Below are 19591 nucleotides of genomic sequence, written 5' to 3'. Positions count from 1 at the left end.
GAGGTGCGCATGTTTCTGCTGTCGCATATGCTCAAATCCTTCATCCGCAAGGGCCAGTTGACCGTCATCGATGCCGAGGGAAAGCGGCATGTCTTTGGCGGTGGGGAGCCCGGTCCGCAGGTAACCATGCGGCTGACCGACCCCAAGCTTTATCGCTCTCTGGTCTTCAAAGCCGAACTGGTGGCCGGCGAGGCCTATATGGACGGCACCATGCGCTTCGAGGAAGGCTCGAGCCTGCGTGACTTCCTGATGCTCTTCTCGGTCAACCGTCTGTCTCTCGGCTCCTATCCGATTCAGAAGATCCTGCGCGCCGTCAAGATGCGCTTCCGCAAGAGCCTCCAATCCAACCGCAAGGGCGAGGCACAGCGCAACGTCGCGCACCATTACGATCTCGGCAACGACTTCTACAGACTCTTCCTCGACGACAACATGCTCTATTCCTGCGCCTATTTCCGCGAGGAGGGCGAGACGCTCGAAGAGGCGCAGCGCAACAAGCTGAGGCTGCTGGCCGCCAAGCTGAACCTCAAGCCCGGCATGAAGGTGCTCGACATCGGCTGCGGCTGGGGCGATCTGGCGATCTACCTCGCCCAGTTGGAGGACGTCTCGGTGGTCGGCGTGACGCTGTCGAAGGAGCAGCACGCGCTGGCGACCAACCGTGCCAAGGATGCCGGCCTTGCCGGCCGCGTGCGGTTCGAGCTGAAGGACTATCGCGATGTGGAGGAGACCTTCGACCGCATCGTCTCGGTCGGCATGTTCGAGCATGTCGGCGTGCAGCACTATGACGAGTTCTTCAAGAAGCTGAACGCGCTGATGCCGGACGACGGCGTCGCCGTCATTCACTCGATCGGCCATATGAGCCCGCCGGGCATGACCAGCCCATGGCTGCGCAAGTACATCTTCCCCGGCGGTTACTCGCCGGCCCTGTCGGAGGTCGTCGCCGTCACCGAGCAGAACAGCCTGTGGGTGACCGACATCGAAATCCTGCGCTTGCACTACGCGATGACGCTGGCCCACTGGTGCGGGCGCTTCGAGGCAAACCGCCACAAGGTCGTCGCCATGTATGACGAGCGTTTCGCCCGCATGTGGGAATTCTATCTGATCAGTTGCGAGATGATGTTCCGCGCCGGCAGCCAGATGGTCTTCCACCTGCAACTGTCGCGAAAGCGCGATGCGGCGCCGATCGTGCGGGACTACGTGACCGACAGGCAGCGCGCCTATATCGAGCGCGAGAAGGAACTGGGGCTGGCCGTCTGAGGAAAAAATCTAGTCGAGCCCGCCATAGGTCTTGACCAGTTCGGCCATCGCGCTTGCTTCCGCGGTCGCCATATCCGTCAGACCTCCAGCAACACCCCGGCGATCCGGCTCGCCACGATTCTGGCTGACCTTCCACTTGCCGTCGATCGCGGTGATCTCGACCTCGATGCCGACAATGCCCTTCAATTGCGCGGTGATGAAGTCGTCCGGCGCATCGCCGACGGCCCATGGTATCATGCGCTTGCTCTCATGGCCGTCGGTCAGCCTGTCCACCTGGGCCAGGATCCACTGGCTGTCCTCGATCACCCGGACCCTGCCCCGCACCTGGACGATAGCGTAGTTCCAGGTGGGCACGACCTTGCCGGTCTCGCGCTTGGTCTCATACCAGGAAGGGGTGATGTAGTGATCAGCCCCTTGGAAGACGATCAGTACCTCCGCGCCCTTGGCCAGCGCCCTCCACTGCGGATTGGCTCTGGCCATATGCGCCTGCAGCGTGCCCAGACCATGGCTCTCCTTCGCCAGCCGGAAGGGGATCGGATTGGCCATCAGCCCGTCTTCGCCGGACGAAATCAGCAGCCCGAGCGGATGATTGCGGATGAGAGCGTGCTGAACGTCGAGGCGTTCCTCGCGAAAATGCGGCGGCTGGTACATGGAATGCTTCGGTCCTCGAATGCCTGCGGTCGGCGCCATTTGACGCGGCACGATTTCTCCCGTCAATCCCAGCCCCGTTCGCCGCGTCGATCTCGGTGGAGTAGAAACGCGGCCGGCGCGATAATCGCCTTATGCGCCATGCTGGCGCTCGCCGCCGACCTGCCTCACCGGGCGTCGGTGAAGCCGAATTGGCTCAGGCCTTTGAAAGAAGAAAAGTGCGATCCACGACAACCGATGGAGGTTTACGATCCTGGGTGCCTACAAACGTAGGTGGGCGCCGTGTGTCCAAGCCCACGGGCCTGGCCAGGGACAGCTCCCTTTGGATCGAGTATGGCCCCAGGGATTGTTTGTCCTGTCGTGAGGCGCAGACCGCAGAAGAGATATAGGTCTAATTCGTGCCGGACGCCAGTGGCCTCATCCAAACATTCTCAGATGGACACCTATTCCGCGGTTCATTGTTCCGGCCGTGCGGCGGGTGCCGGCTTGGCAGTAAGCTTGCGGGTGATCCCGTTTAGCCGCTCGGTCAATTCGCCAAGCGCCGTCGTCAGCGTGTCCTCGCGGCGCTGCGCAGCCTCCAGCGCTCCGTCACGTCCCTCGCGAAACGAGGAAAGCTCCTTTTCCATCGCCGCCACGCGGCGGTTCACTTCCGAAAGTTCGTCCATCACCATGATCCCGGCCATCACCGTCAGCCTCAGATCGCCGATCTCGCCGAACTGGCCCTTGAGATGGCTGACATAGCGGTCGAACTGCGTAGCAAGATCGATCAGATGACCTTCCTGGCCCTCCTCGCAGGCCATGCGATAGGCTTTGCCGTCAATGGTAACCGTGACCTGTGCCATCAATCTTCCCAAGTGCCGCCGCACGGCGCCTTCGCATTTCCCTGACCCTAGCGCCCTGATCTAGCGATCGAGAACCGCCCGGATCGTTTCCATGGCCGTCACCAGCCGCCGCGAAACCTCGCGATTGACCTCTTCAAGCCTGTTGGCTCGGAATTCCGACTGGTCGAGCTCCTGGGCCAGCCGCGAACGATCGGCGTGCACGCGGCGAACCTCGCTCTCGACCTCTCCGCTCTCGCGCTGCACCTCGATCCGCATGTCGATGGCGTTCTCAAGCCCGGCAATTGCTTGCCTGAGCGCGCCGAGCGCCGCTTCGACCGAATTCCCTGTCGGCATATTCTTGACCCGGCTTTCCAGAAGCGGTGATCGAATCGACCATGAAGACCCGCTAACTTGAAGAGGGACAGTAAGCCGCTCGATCGTCACCCGTCAATAAATGCAGGGTGACCCGCGACCGTCTAAGCTGTGGACGACGGCCTGGACCTGCCCGGTTCGGGGCGAAACTGTGCAGTGCACACGGAATAGACAAAAGCATGAATTATCGCGCGACAAAAGACCCGAACACCCGGCATTTGTTGACTCGCGCGATCCACCTGCTATGGATCAGCCGCTTTCAGATGACCGTGCCGAGCGCGGTCCTCCCTTGAGACCCGGAACAAGCGGAACAGACATGATTTCTCCCGAAAAACACAACCGGATGGCCAATGCGATCCGTTTCCTCGCCATGGACGCGGTGGAAAAAGCCAATTCCGGCCACCCTGGCATGCCGATGGGCTGCGCCGATGTCGCCACCGTTCTCTTCACCCGGTATCTGAGCTTCGATCCGAAGAACCCTCTCTGGCCCGACCGCGACCGCTTCGTGCTGTCGGCCGGTCACGGCTCGATGCTCCTTTACAGCCTGCTCTATTTGACCGGCTATGAAGACATGACCATCGAGGACATCAAGCAGTTCCGCCAGATGGGTGCCAAGACTGCAGGCCACCCGGAATACGGCCATGCCTCGGGCATCGAGACCACGACCGGCCCGCTCGGTCAGGGTATCGCCAATGCGGTCGGCATGGCGATCGCTGAGAAGAAGCTCGCCAACGAGTTCGGCTCCGACCTGATGAACCACTATACCTATGCGCTTGTCGGCGACGGCTGCCTGATGGAGGGCATCAGCCAGGAGGCCCTCGCGCTCGCCGGCCACCTGAAGCTCAACAAGCTGATCGTGCTGTGGGACGACAACGGCATATCCATCGACGGTGCCATTTCGCTTTCCGACTCGACCGATCAGCACGCCCGCTTCCGCGCCTCCGGCTGGAACACACTCTCCGTCGACGGCCATGACCCGGAAGCTATCGCAGCCGCCATCGAGACCGCGCAAAAGTCCGACAAGCCAACTCTGATCGCAGCCAAGACCGTTATCGGTTTCGGATCGCCGAACAAGGCTGGCACCCACAAGGTCCATGGCTCGCCGCTCGGCGCCGACGAGATCGCCGCCACCCGCAAGGCGCTCGGCTGGGCCGAGGAAGCCTTCGTCGTCCCCGCCGACGTGCTCGACGCCTGGCGTCTCGCCGGCTTGCGTTCGACCAAAGCCCACAAGGACTGGGATGGCCGCCTCGCCGCAAGCCCGGCCGAGACGAAGGCCGAGTTCACCCGCCGCTTCGCCGGCGACCTGCCCGGTCACTTCGCCACGGCCATCGGCGACTACAAGCAGAAGCTTGCCGAAGCCAAGCCGACGGTTGCCACCCGCAAGGCGTCCGAGGATGCCCTCGAAGTCATCAACGGCGTGCTGACCGAAACGCTCGGCGGCTCGGCCGACCTGACCGGCTCCAACAACACCAAGACCAGTCAGACTAAGTCGATCACCCCTGACGATTTCTCCGGACGCTACATCCACTACGGTATCCGCGAGCACGGCATGGCGGCCGCAATGAACGGGATTGCGCTGCATGGCGGCCTGATCCCCTATTCCGGCGGTTTCCTGATCTTCTCGGACTATTGCCGTCCGTCGATCCGCCTCGCCGCCCTGATGGGCATCCGCGTCATCCACGTGCTGACCCATGACTCGATCGGCCTTGGCGAAGATGGCCCGACCCATCAGCCGGTCGAGCACATGGCGGCGCTTCGCGCCATCCCGAACCTGATGATGTTCCGTCCGGCCGACGCAACCGAAACGGTCGAGTGCTGGCAGATCGCGCTGGAGCACAAGGATCGCCCGTCCGGTCTGGCCTTGACGCGCCAGAACCTGACGCCCGCCCGCACCGACTACGAAGAGAAGAACCTCTGCAGCTTCGGCGCCTATGAGCTGGTCTCGGCCAGCGACGCCAAGGTGTCGATCTTCGCCTCCGGTTCGGAAGTCGAGATTGCCCTTAAAGCCCAGCAGATGCTGGCCCAGAAGGACATCCCTGCCCGCGTCGTCTCCGTTCCCTGCTTCGAACTGTTCTTCGAGCAGCCGGAAGCCTATCGCGAAGCGATCATCGGCTCGGCCGCCGTCAACATTGCGGTCGAAGCCGGCATCCGCCAGGGCTGGGACAGCTTCATCGGCTCCGACGGCACGTTCATCGGCATGAAGTCCTTTGGTGCATCCGCGCCGTACAAGGAACTCTACCAGCATTTCGGCATCACCCCGGAGGCGGTCGTTGCCGCCGCCGAGGCCAAGCTCGCCTGAGACGTCAAATTGTCGCATGGGCGTTCCCGGACGCCCATTCTTCCCATAATCTATTGCTCTGATTTTAAACGCGGGAGTGAACAAATGACTGTGAAAGTAGCCATCAACGGCTTTGGCCGCATCGGCCGCAACGTATTGCGCGCCATCGTCGAATCCGGCCGTACCGACATCGAAGTCGTGGCCATCAACGACCTCGGCCCGGTCGAAACCAATGCCCACCTGCTGCGCTACGACAGCATCCATGGCAAGTTCCCGGCCGATGTTAAAGTCGAAGGCGACACCATCATCGTTGGTGGTGGCAAGCCGATCAAGGTGACCGCGATTAAGGATCCGGCGACCCTGCCGCACAAGGAACTTGGCGTCGACATCGCGATGGAATGCACCGGCATCTTCACCGCGCGCGACAAGGCGGCCCTACACCTCCAGGCTGGCGCCAAGCGCGTCATCGTCTCGGCTCCGGCCGAAGGCGCCGACCTGACCGTCGTCTACGGTGTCAACCACGACAAGCTGACCAAGGATCACCTGGTCATCTCCAACGCGTCCTGCACGACCAACTGCCTCGTGCCAGTGGTCAAGGTCCTGAACGACGCAATCGGCATCGATCATGGCTTCATGACGACGATCCACTCCTATACCGGCGACCAGCCGACGCTGGACACCATGCACAAGGACCTCTACCGCGCCCGTGCAGCCGCCCTTTCCATGATCCCAACCTCGACCGGTGCCGCCAAGGCCGTCGGCCTCGTTCTGCCGGAACTGAAGGGCAAGCTGGATGGGACCTCGATCCGCGTGCCAACCCCGAACGTCTCGGTCGTCGACTTCAAGTTCGTCGCCAAGAGAAACACGACGGTGCAGGAAGTGAACGAAGCCATCAAGGCGGCTTCGAACGGTGCCATGAAGGGCATCCTCGGTTACACCGAAGAACCGCTGGTCTCGCGCGACTTCAACCATGACAGCCATTCGTCGATTTTTGCCATAGACCAGACCAAGGTTCTCGAAGGCAACTTCGTCCGCATCCTCACCTGGTACGACAACGAATGGGGCTTCTCCAACCGTATGTCTGATACCGCGGTTGCCCTGGCCAAGCTGATCTGATCACATAAAAATTAGCACTCGCGTTAAAAAAGGCGGACCGGAACCCCCGGCCCGCCTTTCAAATTTTCAGGTTCCGCCCTACTCTGATCACGATTGGATACGATAGGTTTTCCATCTCGTCGTCCGGCAGTCCTGCCAGATCATTCCACCCCACGTCACCGGCCCCGCGTCGGGACGAATAGCAGCGCCGACACCGCGTCGAGCCGCGCTCTTGGTTTGACCTGATCCGGCTTGCCAGGCGACGGCGCGGCGACCAAGGAGAGGGACGAGGGGTGGACGAATTTTATGCACTTACGCTGGTGGCGACCGCTTTGGTCCTTCTGGCCGCGTTTTCCAGCCTGATCGCCTTTCGCTTTGGCGCGCCTCTGCTTCTCCTCTTCCTGCTGATCGGTCTGGCGACCGGCGTCGACGGTCTGGGCATCGAGTTTTCCGACAATGCCTTCGCCTATGCGCTAGGCTCTATCGCCCTGGCGGTCATCCTTTTCGATTCCGGCTACGGCACTTCGCTGCAATCCTTCAAGCTGTCGGCAGTCCCGGCATTGACGCTTGCCACTGTCGGCGTGCTGATGACCGCTGTCTTTTTCGGCCTGATGGCCCATCTGCTGCTCGACTTCACCTTCCTTGAAGGGCTCCTGCTCGGCTCGATTGTCGGATCGACCGATGCGGCGGCTGTGTTTTTCCTGTTGCGCATCGGCGGCATCAATATCCGCGAGCGCGTTCGCTCGACGCTTGAGGTCGAATCCGGCACCAACGATCCGATGGCGATCTTCCTCACCATGGCGATCGTGGGCCTCTTGGCAACTGAAGGCGGCGGATCCGGTTTCGACCTGCAGCTCCTGCGCCTGTTCATCGAGCAGATGGGCCTTGGCCTCGGCCTCGGCCTGATCGGCGGCGCGATGATCGTCTTCGTGCTGAAGCGCCTCACGGTGGAGCGCGGCCTGGCCCCGATCTTCATGCTGGCCATGGCCCTACTAATCTTCGCCTTCACCGGGACCGTAGGCGGGAGCGGCTTCCTCGCGGTCTATGTGGCCGGCATCTACGCAGGCAACAAGAAGATCCCCGCCAGCGGCGCCATCAGCCGCTTCCAGGACGGCATGACCTGGCTTGCCCAGATCGTCATGTTCCTCGTCCTTGGCCTCCTTGCCACGCCCTCGCAGTTCCCATCGATCCTCCTGCCAGCCGTATTGCTCGGACTATTCCTCATCTTTGTCGCCCGGCCGCTTGCGGTCTGGCTCTGCCTCCTGCCCTTCGACTTCACCCAGCGCGAGACCGGTTTCATCGCCTGGGTTGGCCTGCGCGGAGCAGTGTCGATCCTACTGGCCATTCTGCCCATTCTGGGAAATCTGGAAAACGGCCAGATCCTCTTCAACGCCGCCTTCCTCATCGTAATGATTTCGCTCGTGGTGCAAGGCTGGACGATCAAGCCCGTGGCACGCAGGCTCGGCCTTATCATCCCGCCCCGCATCGGAGCGATCGACAAGCTGGAAGTCGACTTGCCGGGCGCCGCCCATCACGAACTGCTCGCCTATCGCGTCGTTGCCGATAGCCCCGTTTTGCGCGGCGAACGTATTCCGCGCTGGGCAATGCCGTCGTTGGTCATCCGCGACGGCAAGTCGATGCGCTATCAATATGCGGGAAGGCTGCGCGAGAACGATCACGTCTACCTATTCATCGCCCCCGGCTATTCCAAGCTGCTCGACCGCCTGTTCGCCAGCAAGGCCGCAGTCGAGGAAGACGACAACGAGTTCTTCGGGACCTTCGCGATCGCCCCGTCGACCAGGGTCGATCATCTCGACCAGGCCTATGGTCCTTTGACGATCAACGAGGCCGACCGGGGGAAGACGGTTGCGGAACTCATTGCCCAGCGCTCCGGAGGGCAAGCCGACTACGCAGACCGTGTGCGGCTCGGCACCATCGTTCTGATCGTCCGCGACATCGACGAGACAGGGCATATAGCCTCAGTCGGCGTCTCGCTCGAGCCGGTGGCCCCCGCCACCAAATTGCCCATCTTCCTGAACATTCGCGAATTGGCCCATGCAATCCGGGACTATCTGCGCAGGCAGCGCGCCAAGGCCGGCGGGAACGAAAATAATCCCTGATCGCCTTGCGTCGCGCATCAGGCGGTGTAAGTTTCAGCGCCAACCGTGCAACGACCAAACGACGGATTCCCTCATGCCGGCTTTCAAGACACTCGACGACCTCACCGACATCGCGGGCAAGCGCGTTCTCGTACGCGTCGACCTCAACGTTCCCGTCGCCGACGGCAAGGTCAGCGATTCAACCCGCATTGAACGCGTCGCCCCAACCATCAAGGAACTGTCGGACAAGGGCGCCAGGGTTATCCTTCTCGCCCATTTCGGCCGCCCCAAGGGCGAGCCAGTCGCCGACCAGTCGCTGTCGCTGATCGCCCCGGCCGTGGAGGAAGTGCTCGACCAGAAAGTCGCCTTCGCCTCGGATTGCATCGGGGCACCCGCTGCCGACGCCATCGCCAAGATGGAAAACGGCGACATCCTGCTTCTTGAAAACACCCGCTTCCACAAGGGCGAGGAAAAGAACACCCCGGAATTTGTCGCTGAGCTGGCCAGGAACGGTGACATCTTCGTCAACGACGCCTTCTCGGCCGCCCACCGGGCGCACGCCTCGACCGAGGGCCTTGCCCATCACATGCCCGCTTATGCCGGCCGCACCATGCAGGCCGAACTCGTGGCGCTGGAAAAGGGCCTCGGAAAGCCGGCCCGTCCGGTCGTCGCCATCGTCGGCGGCGCCAAGGTCTCGACCAAGATCGACCTCCTTTCCAACCTGGTGAAGAAGGTCGACGCGCTGGTGATCGGCGGCGGCATGGCCAATACGTTCCTCGCGGCCCAAGGCATCAATGTCGGCAAGTCGCTGTGCGAGCACGATCTGGCCGACACCGCCAAGCAGATCATGATCGACGCAGAGACCGCCGGCTGCGCCATCGTGCTCCCGGTCGACGGCGTCGTCGCCCGCGAGTTCAAGGCAGGCGCTGCCAACGAGACCGTCGCCATCACCGCCATCCCGGCCGATGCCATGGTCCTCGACGTCGGCCCGAAGTCCGTCGAAGCGATCAATGGCTGGATCTCCAAGGCCGAGACGCTGGTGTGGAATGGCCCGCTCGGCGCCTTCGAGATCGCGCCCTTCGACACCGCCACCGTTGCCGCCGCCCGGCACGCCGCCGAACGGACCCGCGCGGGCAAGCTGGTCTCGGTCGCCGGTGGCGGGGATACCGTCTCCGCGCTCAACCACGCCGGCGTGGCTGACGACTTCTCTTATGTCTCGACCGCCGGTGGCGCCTTCCTCGAATGGATGGAAGGCAAGGAACTGCCCGGCGTCGCAGTCCTGATTGCCGAGAAGTGATGTTGGCGATGGCGGGCTTCACTGCCCGCCATCGTTAAGCATCAGCGGGTATTTCCAAGCCTTTCAAACGATTAAAACGATTTCAATCGTTTCAACATTTTAAGTCGCCATTTTCCTGTCGCAAAACATCTGTTATCCGCCTCATCTAGATGCGGGGATTGACCAATTCGGCTCTGCCGATTGGTCGCAACATCAACGAAAACAGGTGAGCGCGTATCGCGCCATTTTAGGGATAGGAGTGAGATATGATGGACGCGAAGATGTTGAACAAGATCAGCTCGGCGCCGGGTTTCATCGCGGCGCTGGATCAGAGCGGTGGTTCAACACCCGGCGCGTTGCGTCTCTACGGCGTGTCCGAATCCGACTATCAGGGTGACGAGGAGATGTTCCGCCTGGTGCATGCCATGCGCGTCCGCATCATGAGCGCGCCGGCCTTTACGGGCGACAAGGTTATTGGCGCAATCCTGTTCGAACGGACCATGGACGGCGACGTCGAAGGTCAGCCCGTTCCCTCCTATCTCTGGGAAAAGCGCGGCGTCGTGCCCTTCCTCAAGGTCGACAAGGGCCTCGAAGCCGAGCAGAACGGCGTTCAGTTGATGAAGGCCATGCCCGATCTCGATGCGCTCCTGATCCGCGGTCGCGAAAAGGGCATGTTCGGCACCAAGATGCGCTCGGTGATCGGCCATGCCGACAAGGGCGGTATCGCTGCCGTCGTGAAGCAGCAGTTCGAGGTCGCCCGCCAGATCATCGGCCAGGGCCTCATGCCGATCGTCGAGCCGGAAGTATCCATCAAGAGCCCGACCAAGGCCGAGGCTGAAGCCATTCTTCGCGACGAGATCGCCGCGCAGCTCGACAAGCTTCCCGCAGGCGAAACCGTCATGCTGAAGTTGACGATCCCGACCGTCGCCGATTTCTACGCCCCTCTGGTTGCCCACAAGTCAGTCGTTCGCGTCGTCGCTCTGTCCGGCGGCTACAGCACCGCGGATGCCTGCGAGAAGCTCAGCCATAACCACGGCATGATCGCCAGCTTCTCGCGCGCTCTGGCAGAAAACCTGCGCGTCTCCATGAGCGACGCGGAGTTCAACGCGAGCCTGGCCAAGACGATCGATGCGATCTACGCCGCAAGCGTGAACAAGGCCTGATCATGCCCCAAAGGCACGAAAAGACGGCCTGACCCGCACCTTTCAATGCCGGCCTTTCAAGCCCCGTCAGCGACGCTGGCGGGGCTTTTTGGTGACAGCCCGGCCAGCGTCCCCTTGCCTTGCCCGTTCGGCAAACTATATTGGTTCGTGCTGAGGACGACCTCTCCCCAATGACGGGCATTTGACCGGGACGACCCGACGGACCCTTGTGGGAGACCAGACATGCGCACGACCAGCGACCGTATTCGCCACGCTGTCAGTTTCGAAATCCTCGCCCTTTTCCTCGTCACGCCGCTCGGCGCCTGGGTCTTTTCCCTACCGCTCGCCGACATCGGCCTCATCGGCGTCGGCAGCGCGACGATCGCCATGCTTTGGAACTACGTCTACAATATCGCCTTCGACCGCGCCATGCAGCGTCTTGCCGGGGGTACGCTCAAGACAGTTCCCATTCGCGTGCTGCACGCCGTGCTGTTCGAGGCCGGCCTGCTCCTCGTGCTCGCCCCCTTCATCGCCTGGTACCTCGGCGTCGGCCTTTGGCACGCAGTGGTGATGGACGTCGCCTTTGCGCTCTTCTACATGGTCTACGCTTTTGCCTTCAACTGGGGCTATGACCGGTTGTTCCCAATCCCGGAATGGCAGGTACCGCAGGGACAGGTCACGCACTGACGAGGAGATGATCCAACTCGCCAAGCGGCCCCGCCACGCCTCCTGGCCGTCACGGTCGGATGAGTAGAGTGATCGACCAGATGACAAAGGCAATCACGGCGATCTTCCAGAAATCGCTGCGTTTCCTTAAGCCTGGCAATCCGAGCGGCCGGATCACCTGCACCATCATGGCAAGGATGAGGAGAAGGCCGATCACTTTGGTCATGGATAAATCCCAGCACGCCTGTTTCGGCCCTTGTCACAACGGCGACACTTTTGACCGCCAGAAGGTTTTCCCGCAAGGGGCCTTGTCCATTCAGGGATCGGTAGGAACCTTGACCTAATCTGTGACGTTTCAGGAACCTGTTCCCACAGCCTCCCCAACCCCAGTCGATCACCAAGCCATGCGAACAAACCTTCTGCCAGTCATGGCGCTTCTCCTCGGCACGTTGTTCCTGTTTCTCGGGAACGGTTTGCACGGCCTGTTGCTGCCCGTGCGCGGCACGGCAGAGGGCTATTCCAATGAAATCCTCGGCCTGCTCGGCACTTCCTGGGCGACCGGCTTCGTCGCTGGCTGCCTGATCGCGCCAAAACTCGTCATGCGGGTCGGGCATGTCCGGGCCTTTTCGAGCTTCATCTCGCTGATTGCCATCATTGCGCTGTTGAGCGGCATTCTGGTCGATCAATACTGGTGGGTGGTCTTGCGCGCCGTGACCGGCTTCTGCATCGCCGGAACCTCGATGATTATCGAAAGCTGGCTGAACGAGCGCGCCACCAACGAGAGCCGCGGCACGATCTTCTCCTTCTATATCTCGATCACGCTGATCGGTGTGGTGGGCGGCCAGATGCTGGTCGGCGTCATCGACCCCTCGACCACCATCCTGTTCATGGTTTGCGGCATTCTCTACTGCCTCGCCATGCTGCCGACCACCGTATCGACCGCCGACACGCCGCAGCCCCTCACCTCCGTCACGCTCAATCTGCCGCGGCTTTATCGCAATTCGCCCGTCTCCTTCGTCGGCATCCTGCTCGTCGGCATCGCCAACGGCGCCTATGGGACGCTCGGCGCGGTTTTCGGCTCACGCGCCGGCCTCACGCCGAACATGATCGCAATCATGCTGTCGATCACGATCTTCGTGGGGGCCCTCGCGCAATTTCCCGCAGGCAAGGCATCGGACCGCATCGATCGCCGTTATGTGCTGGCGGCGCTCTCGGCGGTTGCGGCCGTTGCGGCGCTCCTGCTGATCGTCGTGCGGCCGCAGGATGCCATGACAATGATCGTTCTCGTCGCAATCTATGGCGCGGCCGCCAACGCGCTATATCCGATTGCCGTCGCCCATGCGAACGACTTCGCCAGTTCCGACGAATTCGTCCAGGTGTCGGGCGGGCTACTTCTGCTCTACGGTGTCGGCACGATTATCGGCCCGACCATCGGCGGTCCGGTGATGTCGCAACTCGGCCCCCACGCCCTCTTTGCCGTCACCGCCGTCGCCCATGTATTCCTGACCGCCTACGCGATCTATCGCAGCCGCCTGCGCGCCGCCATACCCGCCGCCGAGCGCGAGAACGTGCCGAACATGCCCGTATCCGCGTCTCCGATGAGTACGCCGGAAAGCCTGAGCCTCGACCCCCGCGCTGCACCATTGCCGGAAGAGGATGAAGAGCGGGAAGAAGACGCAACGTCCACGGCCGGAGAAGCGACACCATGATCTTCGACGAAGAGAAGCCGAAAAAGCCTGCCGGCCATCAATTGGGCAGCGACCTCTCTGCCCTTTCGGCAGAGGAACTTCAGAACCGGATTGAGCTGCTCCGGACGGAGATCGAACGGCTCGACGCTGAGCGTATACGCAAGGAAGCGGGAAAGCGCGCCGCCGACAGTTTCTTCAAGCCCAAAGTATAGCCGAATCGTTCCTTCTGTCCTGCTGCGCTATTTGAGAATAGTACGCTTTCCCGCTTTGCGTTTACCATCTGTTAAGCCTTTTCGGCGATTATCAATGCATCCGGTTTTGCCGGATTCAGGCAGTTTCTTCCTCGTGGCGAAGGTCTGATTTTTCTCCCTGTTTTACCTTAAGAGCCGCTCATGCGGCTCTTTTTTTGTGCCTTGCGAATTCCTATATTCAAAATTGTGGGTATTAACCCTTCTTTAATAAACGGCTTGCGCATTTGGGGTATTGGTTGCAACGTACGGCCATGAAAAGCGGCAGGAACAAGACAGCGTTCCACGCCGTTACCCAACTAAAGTGATGCGTATTTCAAGGGTGAACCGATGTCTGAACTCGGACTGAACACTGTCAGCTTCGCCGGACGGGCCGCTGCGTCCACTCAGTTCAAAGCGACTTATGCCGAAGGCATGGGTCTGGTCGAAGAAACCGCTGCCTATCTGGACGGGCCCGGCCGCTCCGCTGCCAAGGTCCTGCCCCGTATGGCCTCGGTGCTCTATGCTGCGGAATCGATGCGCCTGACCACCCGCCTGATGCAGATGGCTTCGTGGCTGCTGCTGCAACGCGCCGTCAACAACGGCGAGATGAGCCGCGATCAGGTTCTCTCCGAAAAGAGCAAGGTTCGTCTCGACGGCTTCAATGTGGATCGTCAGGCCCCCGGTTGGAACGACCTGCCGGAGTCCTTCCGCGATCTCGTCGAACGCTCGCTACGCCTGCAGAACCGTATCGCCCTGCTCGACCGCGAAATCTACCGTCCCGCCGACACGCCGGTTGTTCCGGACAATGAGAACAGCGTGCAGGCGCAACTCGACCTGCTGCGCACCGCGTTCTGCCCGAACTGATTTCTTCTATTCCGCATCAGAACAAATGGACCCGGCATGCCAAGCATTGCCGGGTTCTCTTGTCTGCTGCCAACCACAGCGATGGAAGCCAAACACAAAAAAGCCCGGACACGCCGGGCTTTCGAAGATGGTCGATCGAAGTTGGATCAGAGGCCGAGGCCGCCGAAACGCTTGTTGAACTTCGAAACGCGGCCGCCGCGGTCCAGCATCTGCTGGTTGCCGCCGGTCCAGGCCGGATGTGAGTTGGGGTCGATTTCGAGGTTCATGACTGCGCCTTCCGAACCCCAGGTGGAGCGGGTTTCGTACTCGGTGCCATCGGTCATGACCACTTTGATCATGTGGTAGTCGGGATGAATGTCAGCCTTCATTGCGATCTTCCTGCTGTGCCGGGGGTCCATTTGCCGCAATTGCGTCGAGCGACCCAATACAATAGACGAAGCCGTAGTCTGAAGAGGCCACGGCTTCCCAATTCGATGCGCTGCCTATACATGAAGGGCACAAGGATAACAAGTGCCATGGCACAAAAGCCCGCTGACCGGGCCGGAGAGGAATAAAGTGTCCGCAGTCACCGAAACCGCCCAGTCGAAACGCCGTTCCCTCAAGCCTCTCGCCCGTCTTTTTCCCTATGTCATGCGCTATCGCAAGCTGGTCGCCGGCGCACTGTTCTTCCTCGGTCTGGCCGCCGCCACCACCCTTGCCTTGCCGCTCGCCGTGCGCCGGATGGTCGATCATGGCTTCAGCGCCGCCGACAGCGCCTTTATCAACAACTATTTCGGCATGATGGCCATCCTGGCCATCATTCTCGCTCTCGCCAGCGCCATGCGCTATTATTTCGTTATCACCATCGGCGAACGGGTCGTTTCGGATCTGCGCCGCGATGTCTTCGCCCATGTGACAAGGCTTTCGCCCGCCTTCTTCGACGTCAACCAGTCGGGAGAGATCGTCTCGCGGCTGACCGCCGACACGACGCAGATCAAGTCCGCCGTCGGAGCAACCGCCTCGCTCGCGCTCAGGAACTCGATTCTCTGTCTCGGCGCCATGGCGATGATGATCTATACGAGCCCGCGGCTGTCGATCCTGGTGCTCGCCGCCATCCCGATCATCGTCTTTCCGCTCGTCGCCTTCGGCCGCTCGGTGCGCCGTCGCTCGCGACTGGCTCAGGACACCCTCGCCGAAGCTTCGGCCTTCGCCGGAGAAACGATCGGCGCCGCCCGCACCGTCCAGGCATTCAACGCCGAAGGGATTGCCACCGACCGCTATGGCACGACCGTGGAACAGGCCTATGAAGCGGCCCGCGCAGCAATCAAGTCACGCGCGCTCCTGACCGGGGTTGCGATCACGCTCGTCTTCGGTAGCATCGTCGCGGTGCTTTGGTTCGGCGCCCAGAGCGTGCTCGCCGGCACCTTGTCCGCCGGCACGCTCGGCCAGTTCCTGCTCTACTCGCTGATCGCTGCAGGATCGATGGGAACGCTCTCAGAAGTGTGGGGCGAGCTTCTCCCAGGCGTCGGGTGCCGCAGAACGGCTCGGCGAACTCCTGCAGGAAGTTTCACAGGTCGCGGTGCCGGCAAATCCGATCCATCTGCCCTCGCCCCCGCTTGGCCGCGTCAGCTTCGGCGACGTCCACTTCGCCTACCCCTCGAGCGCTTCCAAGTCGGCCCTCAAGGGTCTGAGCTTCCGGGTGGAGCCCGGCGAGACAGTTGCCATTGTCGGCCCGTCGGGTGCCGGCAAGAGCACCGTCTTCTCGCTGATCCTGCGCTTCTACGATCCGGTGAGCGGAACCGTTCGGATCGACGACGTCGATATTCGAGAAGCCGATCCCGAAGAGGTGCGCTCCCGCATCGCCATTGTGCCCCAGGACGTGACGATCTTCGCCTCCTCGATCCGCGACAACATCGCCTTCGGCTCGCCGGATGCCACGCCCCAGATGGTCGAGGCGGCTGCTGAAGCCGCCCAGGCGACCGAATTCATCCTGCGCCTGGAGAACGGCTTCGACACGCAGGTCGGCGAACGCGGCATCACATTGTCCGGAGGTCAACGTCAGCGGATCGCCATTGCCCGTGCCCTGCTTCGCGATGCACCGCTTCTCCTGCTCGATGAAGCAACTTCATCGCTCGACGCCGAAAGCGAGACGCTGGTCCAGAAGGCCCTCGACGGCCTGATGAGGGATCGCACCACGATCGTCATCGCCCACCGTCTGGCGACAGTGCTCAAGGCGGACCGCATCATGGTGCTCGACGACGGCCGGATCGTCGAGGAAGGCACGCACCACAGCCTGATCCAGCAGGGCGGACTGTATGCCAAATTGGCCCGTCTTCAATTCGAGACCGGCGGCCGCGATTTTACCTCGCCTGCCATCGAGTAATCGACAGCGAAAGCGTCTCGGCTCTCAAGCCCCGACCGAACGGCCGGCGATTCGGCCAGAGAACAGGCAACCGCCGAGGAACGTGCCCTCGAGCGCGTTGTAGCCGTGTACCCCGCCACCGCCGAAACCCGCTACCTCACCGGCCGCATAGAGGCCTGGAACCGGCTTATTGGTATCATCGAGCACCTGTGACGATAAATTGGTGTGCAAACCACCAAGCGACTTGCGCGTCAGGATGTGCAGCCGAACCGCGATCAACGGCCCGGCCTTGCGATCAAGCAGGCGGTGCGGCTTTGTCGTGCGCATGAGCCGATCACCGAGATAGTGGCGCGCCCCGCGGATCGCGGTCACCTGAGCGTCCTTGTTGAAGCGATTGTCGATCTCGCGGTCACGCGCCTCGACCTGGCTGCGAAGATGGTGGATACCGATCCGATGCTCGCCGGTCAGTTCGTTCATGCCGACGACAAGGTCTTCGAGCGTGTCGCGAACGATGAAGTCTTCTCCCTTGTCCATGAAGGCCTGGACCGGTCCGGGCGGATTCTTGCCCAGCCGCTTCAGCAACAAGGCAATATTCTTGCCGGTCAGGTCCGGGTTCTGCTCGGAGCCAGACAGCGCAAATTCCCGCTTGATGATCGCCTTGTTGAGGATGAACCAGCTGTATTCATGGCCCCGCTCCCGGATCGCCTTCAGTGTTGCCAGCGTATCGAAGCCCGGCATGGCCGGAAAGGGAAGGCGGTTTCCGGCGGCATCGCACCAGAAAGAGGAGGGGCCGGGAAGGATTCGAATGCCGTGGTTCGGCCAGATCGGATCGAAATTCCTGAGGCCCTCGGTATAGTGCCACATGCGGTCGCCATTGATGATCTCGCCGCCGGCCGCGCGCGCAATGGCAAGCATCCGCCCGTCGACATATTGCGGAACACCTGCGACCATCGACTTCGGCGGCGGTCCAAGGCGCTCTACGGGCCAGTGCTTGCGCACGAGGTCATGATTGCCGCCGATGCCGCCGGACGACACGATGACGGCGCCAGCTGCGATCTCGAAGTCGCCGACAACAACGCGCGATGTCGCAGAACCACGCGGCGCCGGATCGGGTGCCAAAACGCTGCCGCGCGCGCCTGTTACATCGCCGTTGGTGACGACAAGGTGATCGACCTGATGACGGAAGCGGAAGGACAGTTGGCCGTTCTGCTCTGCCGTTCGTGCCCGGCGGATGAAGGGCGCCAGCACGGCCGGCCCGGTCCCCCAGGTGATGTGGAAGCGCGGCACGGAATTGCCATGGCCGTTGGCAAGCGAGCCACCGCGTTCGGCCCAGCCGACGACCGGGAACCAGCGAACGCCCTGGCGATGCAACCAATCGCGCTTCTCCCCGGCAGCAAATTCAAGATAAGCCTCAGCCCAGTGGCGCGGCCAGTAGTCCTCGACGCGATCGAAACTGGCTGAACCAAGCCAATCCTGCCGTGCAAGTTCAAAACTGTCACGTATGCCCATCCATTTTTGCTCAGGACTATTCACGAAGAAGAGTCCGCCCAGGGACCAGAACGCCTGTCCGCCGAGATTTTGCTCCCCCTCCTGGTCGACAACGCAGACCTTGAGCCCCCGCTCAGTTGCCTCGGTCGCAGCCACAAGGCCTGCCAATCCCGCTCCGATCACCAATACATCATAATCCATCCGCACACTCCCCCCGCGAGCTCCCCACGTCTTACTTTTACGCGCACGTAAACGCTCCCACAACCCAGCCCTTCTGCTAATAGCGGGCAGCGGTGTCAGCGTTCGGTGAGCTTGAGTTCGATGCGGCGGTTCTGGGCGCGCGCTTCAGCACTGTCGCCCTCGGCGATCGGCTGGTATTCGCCAAATCCCGCAGCCACCAGGCGATTGGACGGAACGCCCTTGGATATCAGGTATTTGACCACCGATATGGCGCGGCCAGCCGAAAGCTCCCAGTTGTCGGCATAGCGTCCCGAGCCCCTGAGCGGCACGTCGTCAGTGTGACCATCGACGCGCAACACCCAGTTGATCTCTGGCGGGATTTCCTTGGCAAGGTCGAGCAGGGCCCCGGCTAGCTTCGCCATTTCGACCTCGCCCTCCGGATTAAGCTCGTTCCCGCCCGAGGGAAACAGCACCTCCGACTGGAAGACGAAGCGGTCACCGACGATACGGATGTTCTCGCGGTCGGAGAGAATCTCGCGAAGACGGCCAAAGAAGTCGGAACGATATCGATTGAGTTCCTGGACACGCTGGGCAAGCGCCACGTTGAGGCGGCGTCCGAGATCGGCGATCTTCACCTGAGAGTTTTGATCCCGGGCCTCCGACGCCTGCAGTGCCTCTTCGACGGCAGCGATCTGGGCGCGCAGCGCGGCGATTTGCTGGTTGAGCAGTTCGATCTGGCTCATCGCCCGCTGGCTCACCTGCTTCTCGGAATCGAGCTCCTGCGTCAACCGGCCGACCCGCAGGTTGGCGGCATCCGACGTACCAGCACCGGCGTCGAGCAATTGCTGCAACCGGCTGCGTTCGCTTTCGGAGACGGTGAGCGAGGATTGCAGAGACGCAAGCGTATCCTCCAGATCCTGTTTGCCGCTCTTTTCCAGCGCAAGCAATTGGGTCAGTTCGGCGATCTGGCTGTTGAGGCGGTTGAGGACCTCGTCCTTGCCGGAGATCTCGCGGCTGAGGATGAACTGCGCCAGCACGAAGACCGTGAGCAGGAACATGATCGCCAGAAGTAGCGTCGCCAGGGCGTCGACGAAGCCCGGCCAGTAGTCCATGCCCCTGTCGCGGCGGCGGTTGCGGCCGAGCGCCATG

General features: G+C 61.8%; 17 protein-coding genes, 1 other RNA gene and 1 pseudogene. 11 read left to right on the top strand and 8 right to left on the bottom strand.

From position 1 onward, the window contains the following. The first annotated feature begins 9 nt into the window (after window positions 1–9). Entirely contained in the window at window positions 10–1254 is a 1245-nt protein-coding gene (locus ACWPVA_RS02315) for a class I SAM-dependent methyltransferase (RefSeq protein ID WP_454286133.1), read from the top strand. Between the two features lie 9 nt (window positions 1255–1263). Here ACWPVA_RS02315 and ACWPVA_RS02310 read toward each other — a convergent pair whose 3' ends face one another. The 4 genes from ACWPVA_RS02310 to ACWPVA_RS02295 form a co-directional block, all read right to left on the bottom strand. Next, the gene (locus ACWPVA_RS02310; RefSeq protein WP_454289507.1) at window positions 1264–1905 is read right to left on the bottom strand and encodes an FMN-binding negative transcriptional regulator; all 642 of its coding nucleotides are present in this window, start codon (window positions 1903–1905) and stop codon (window positions 1264–1266) included. A gap of 215 nt (window positions 1906–2120) precedes the next feature. Next, window positions 2121–2279, bottom strand: a non-coding RNA gene (gene ssrS / locus ACWPVA_RS02305) — 6S RNA. Window positions 2280–2357: 78 nt separating this feature from the next. After that, window positions 2358–2744 (bottom strand): cell division protein ZapA, encoded by a 387-nt coding sequence (locus tag ACWPVA_RS02300; RefSeq protein ID WP_454286132.1) that lies wholly within the window; start codon window positions 2742–2744, stop codon window positions 2358–2360. Between the two features lie 60 nt (window positions 2745–2804). Continuing rightward, window positions 2805–3077, bottom strand: a complete 273-nt coding sequence (locus tag ACWPVA_RS02295) for a DUF4164 domain-containing protein (RefSeq protein WP_028736502.1) — start codon at window positions 3075–3077, stop codon at window positions 2805–2807. A 334-nt stretch (window positions 3078–3411) separates the two neighbouring features. Here ACWPVA_RS02295 and tkt point away from each other — a divergent pair, with 334 nt between their 5' ends. The 6 genes from tkt (at window position 3412) to ACWPVA_RS02265 (ending at window position 11672) form a co-directional block, all read left to right on the top strand. Then, entirely contained in the window at window positions 3412–5394 is a 1983-nt protein-coding gene (tkt, locus tag ACWPVA_RS02290; RefSeq protein WP_454286131.1) for a transketolase, read from the top strand. Window positions 5395–5478: 84 nt separating this feature from the next. Next, entirely contained in the window at window positions 5479–6489 is a 1011-nt protein-coding gene (gene gap / locus ACWPVA_RS02285; protein ID WP_454286130.1) for a type I glyceraldehyde-3-phosphate dehydrogenase, read from the top strand. Window positions 6490–6761: 272 nt separating this feature from the next. Continuing rightward, complete coding sequence (locus tag ACWPVA_RS02280; RefSeq protein ID WP_454286129.1) at window positions 6762–8588, top strand: potassium/proton antiporter; 1827 nt, start codon at window positions 6762–6764, stop codon at window positions 8586–8588. 73 nt (window positions 8589–8661) lie between these two features. Then, window positions 8662–9864: a phosphoglycerate kinase gene (locus tag ACWPVA_RS02275; RefSeq protein ID WP_454286128.1), complete on the top strand. Its 1203-nt coding sequence runs from the start codon at window positions 8662–8664 to the stop codon at window positions 9862–9864. A 245-nt stretch (window positions 9865–10109) separates the two neighbouring features. Further along, the gene (locus ACWPVA_RS02270) at window positions 10110–11006 is read left to right on the top strand and encodes a fructose bisphosphate aldolase (protein ID WP_454286127.1); all 897 of its coding nucleotides are present in this window, start codon (window positions 10110–10112) and stop codon (window positions 11004–11006) included. A gap of 222 nt (window positions 11007–11228) precedes the next feature. Next, the gene (locus ACWPVA_RS02265) at window positions 11229–11672 is read left to right on the top strand and encodes a PACE efflux transporter (protein ID WP_454286126.1); all 444 of its coding nucleotides are present in this window, start codon (window positions 11229–11231) and stop codon (window positions 11670–11672) included. 49 nt (window positions 11673–11721) lie between these two features. On the opposite strand, the gene ACWPVA_RS02260 is transcribed toward ACWPVA_RS02265, so the two are convergent. After that, entirely contained in the window at window positions 11722–11877 is a 156-nt protein-coding gene (locus ACWPVA_RS02260; RefSeq protein ID WP_181903965.1) for a hypothetical protein, read from the bottom strand. Between the two features lie 178 nt (window positions 11878–12055). Here ACWPVA_RS02260 and ACWPVA_RS02255 point away from each other — a divergent pair, with 178 nt between their 5' ends. From ACWPVA_RS02255 to rcdA, 3 genes are all read left to right on the top strand, one after another. Beyond that, the gene (locus ACWPVA_RS02255; protein ID WP_454286125.1) at window positions 12056–13360 is read left to right on the top strand and encodes an MFS transporter; all 1305 of its coding nucleotides are present in this window, start codon (window positions 12056–12058) and stop codon (window positions 13358–13360) included. Then, the gene (locus ACWPVA_RS02250; protein ID WP_454286124.1) at window positions 13357–13551 is read left to right on the top strand and encodes a DUF1192 domain-containing protein; all 195 of its coding nucleotides are present in this window, start codon (window positions 13357–13359) and stop codon (window positions 13549–13551) included. Before ACWPVA_RS02255 ends, ACWPVA_RS02250 begins: the two co-directional genes overlap by 4 nt. Before the next feature lie 366 nt (window positions 13552–13917). Continuing rightward, the gene (gene rcdA / locus ACWPVA_RS02245) at window positions 13918–14433 is read left to right on the top strand and encodes a protease adaptor protein RcdA (protein ID WP_454286123.1); all 516 of its coding nucleotides are present in this window, start codon (window positions 13918–13920) and stop codon (window positions 14431–14433) included. Window positions 14434–14579: 146 nt separating this feature from the next. Here the strand turns inward: rcdA and rpmE are convergent, their stop codons facing one another. Further along, window positions 14580–14801, bottom strand: coding sequence for a 50S ribosomal protein L31 (rpmE, locus tag ACWPVA_RS02240; RefSeq protein WP_454286122.1), 222 nt, complete (start codon window positions 14799–14801; stop codon window positions 14580–14582). A gap of 262 nt (window positions 14802–15063) precedes the next feature. On the opposite strand from rpmE, the pseudogene ACWPVA_RS02235 reads away from it, so the two are divergent. Beyond that, window positions 15064–16795, top strand: a pseudogene (locus ACWPVA_RS02235) (ABC transporter transmembrane domain-containing protein). 24 nt (window positions 16796–16819) lie between these two features. Here ACWPVA_RS02235 and ACWPVA_RS02230 read toward each other — a convergent pair. Next, window positions 16820–18463 carry an FAD-binding dehydrogenase gene (locus tag ACWPVA_RS02230; RefSeq protein ID WP_454286121.1) on the bottom strand — a complete coding sequence of 548 codons (1644 nt, stop codon included), beginning with the start codon at window positions 18461–18463 and terminating at the stop codon, window positions 16820–16822. 95 nt (window positions 18464–18558) lie between these two features. Next, window positions 18559–19590, bottom strand: a complete 1032-nt coding sequence (locus tag ACWPVA_RS02225; RefSeq protein WP_454286120.1) for a peptidoglycan -binding protein — start codon at window positions 19588–19590, stop codon at window positions 18559–18561. Between the last annotated feature and the right edge of the window lies 1 nt (window position 19591).

The organism is Rhizobium arsenicireducens (genome assembly GCF_964021225.1).
Note: the sequence above shows the minus strand (reverse complement) of the source record. Positions and strands in the feature narration are given on the sequence as shown.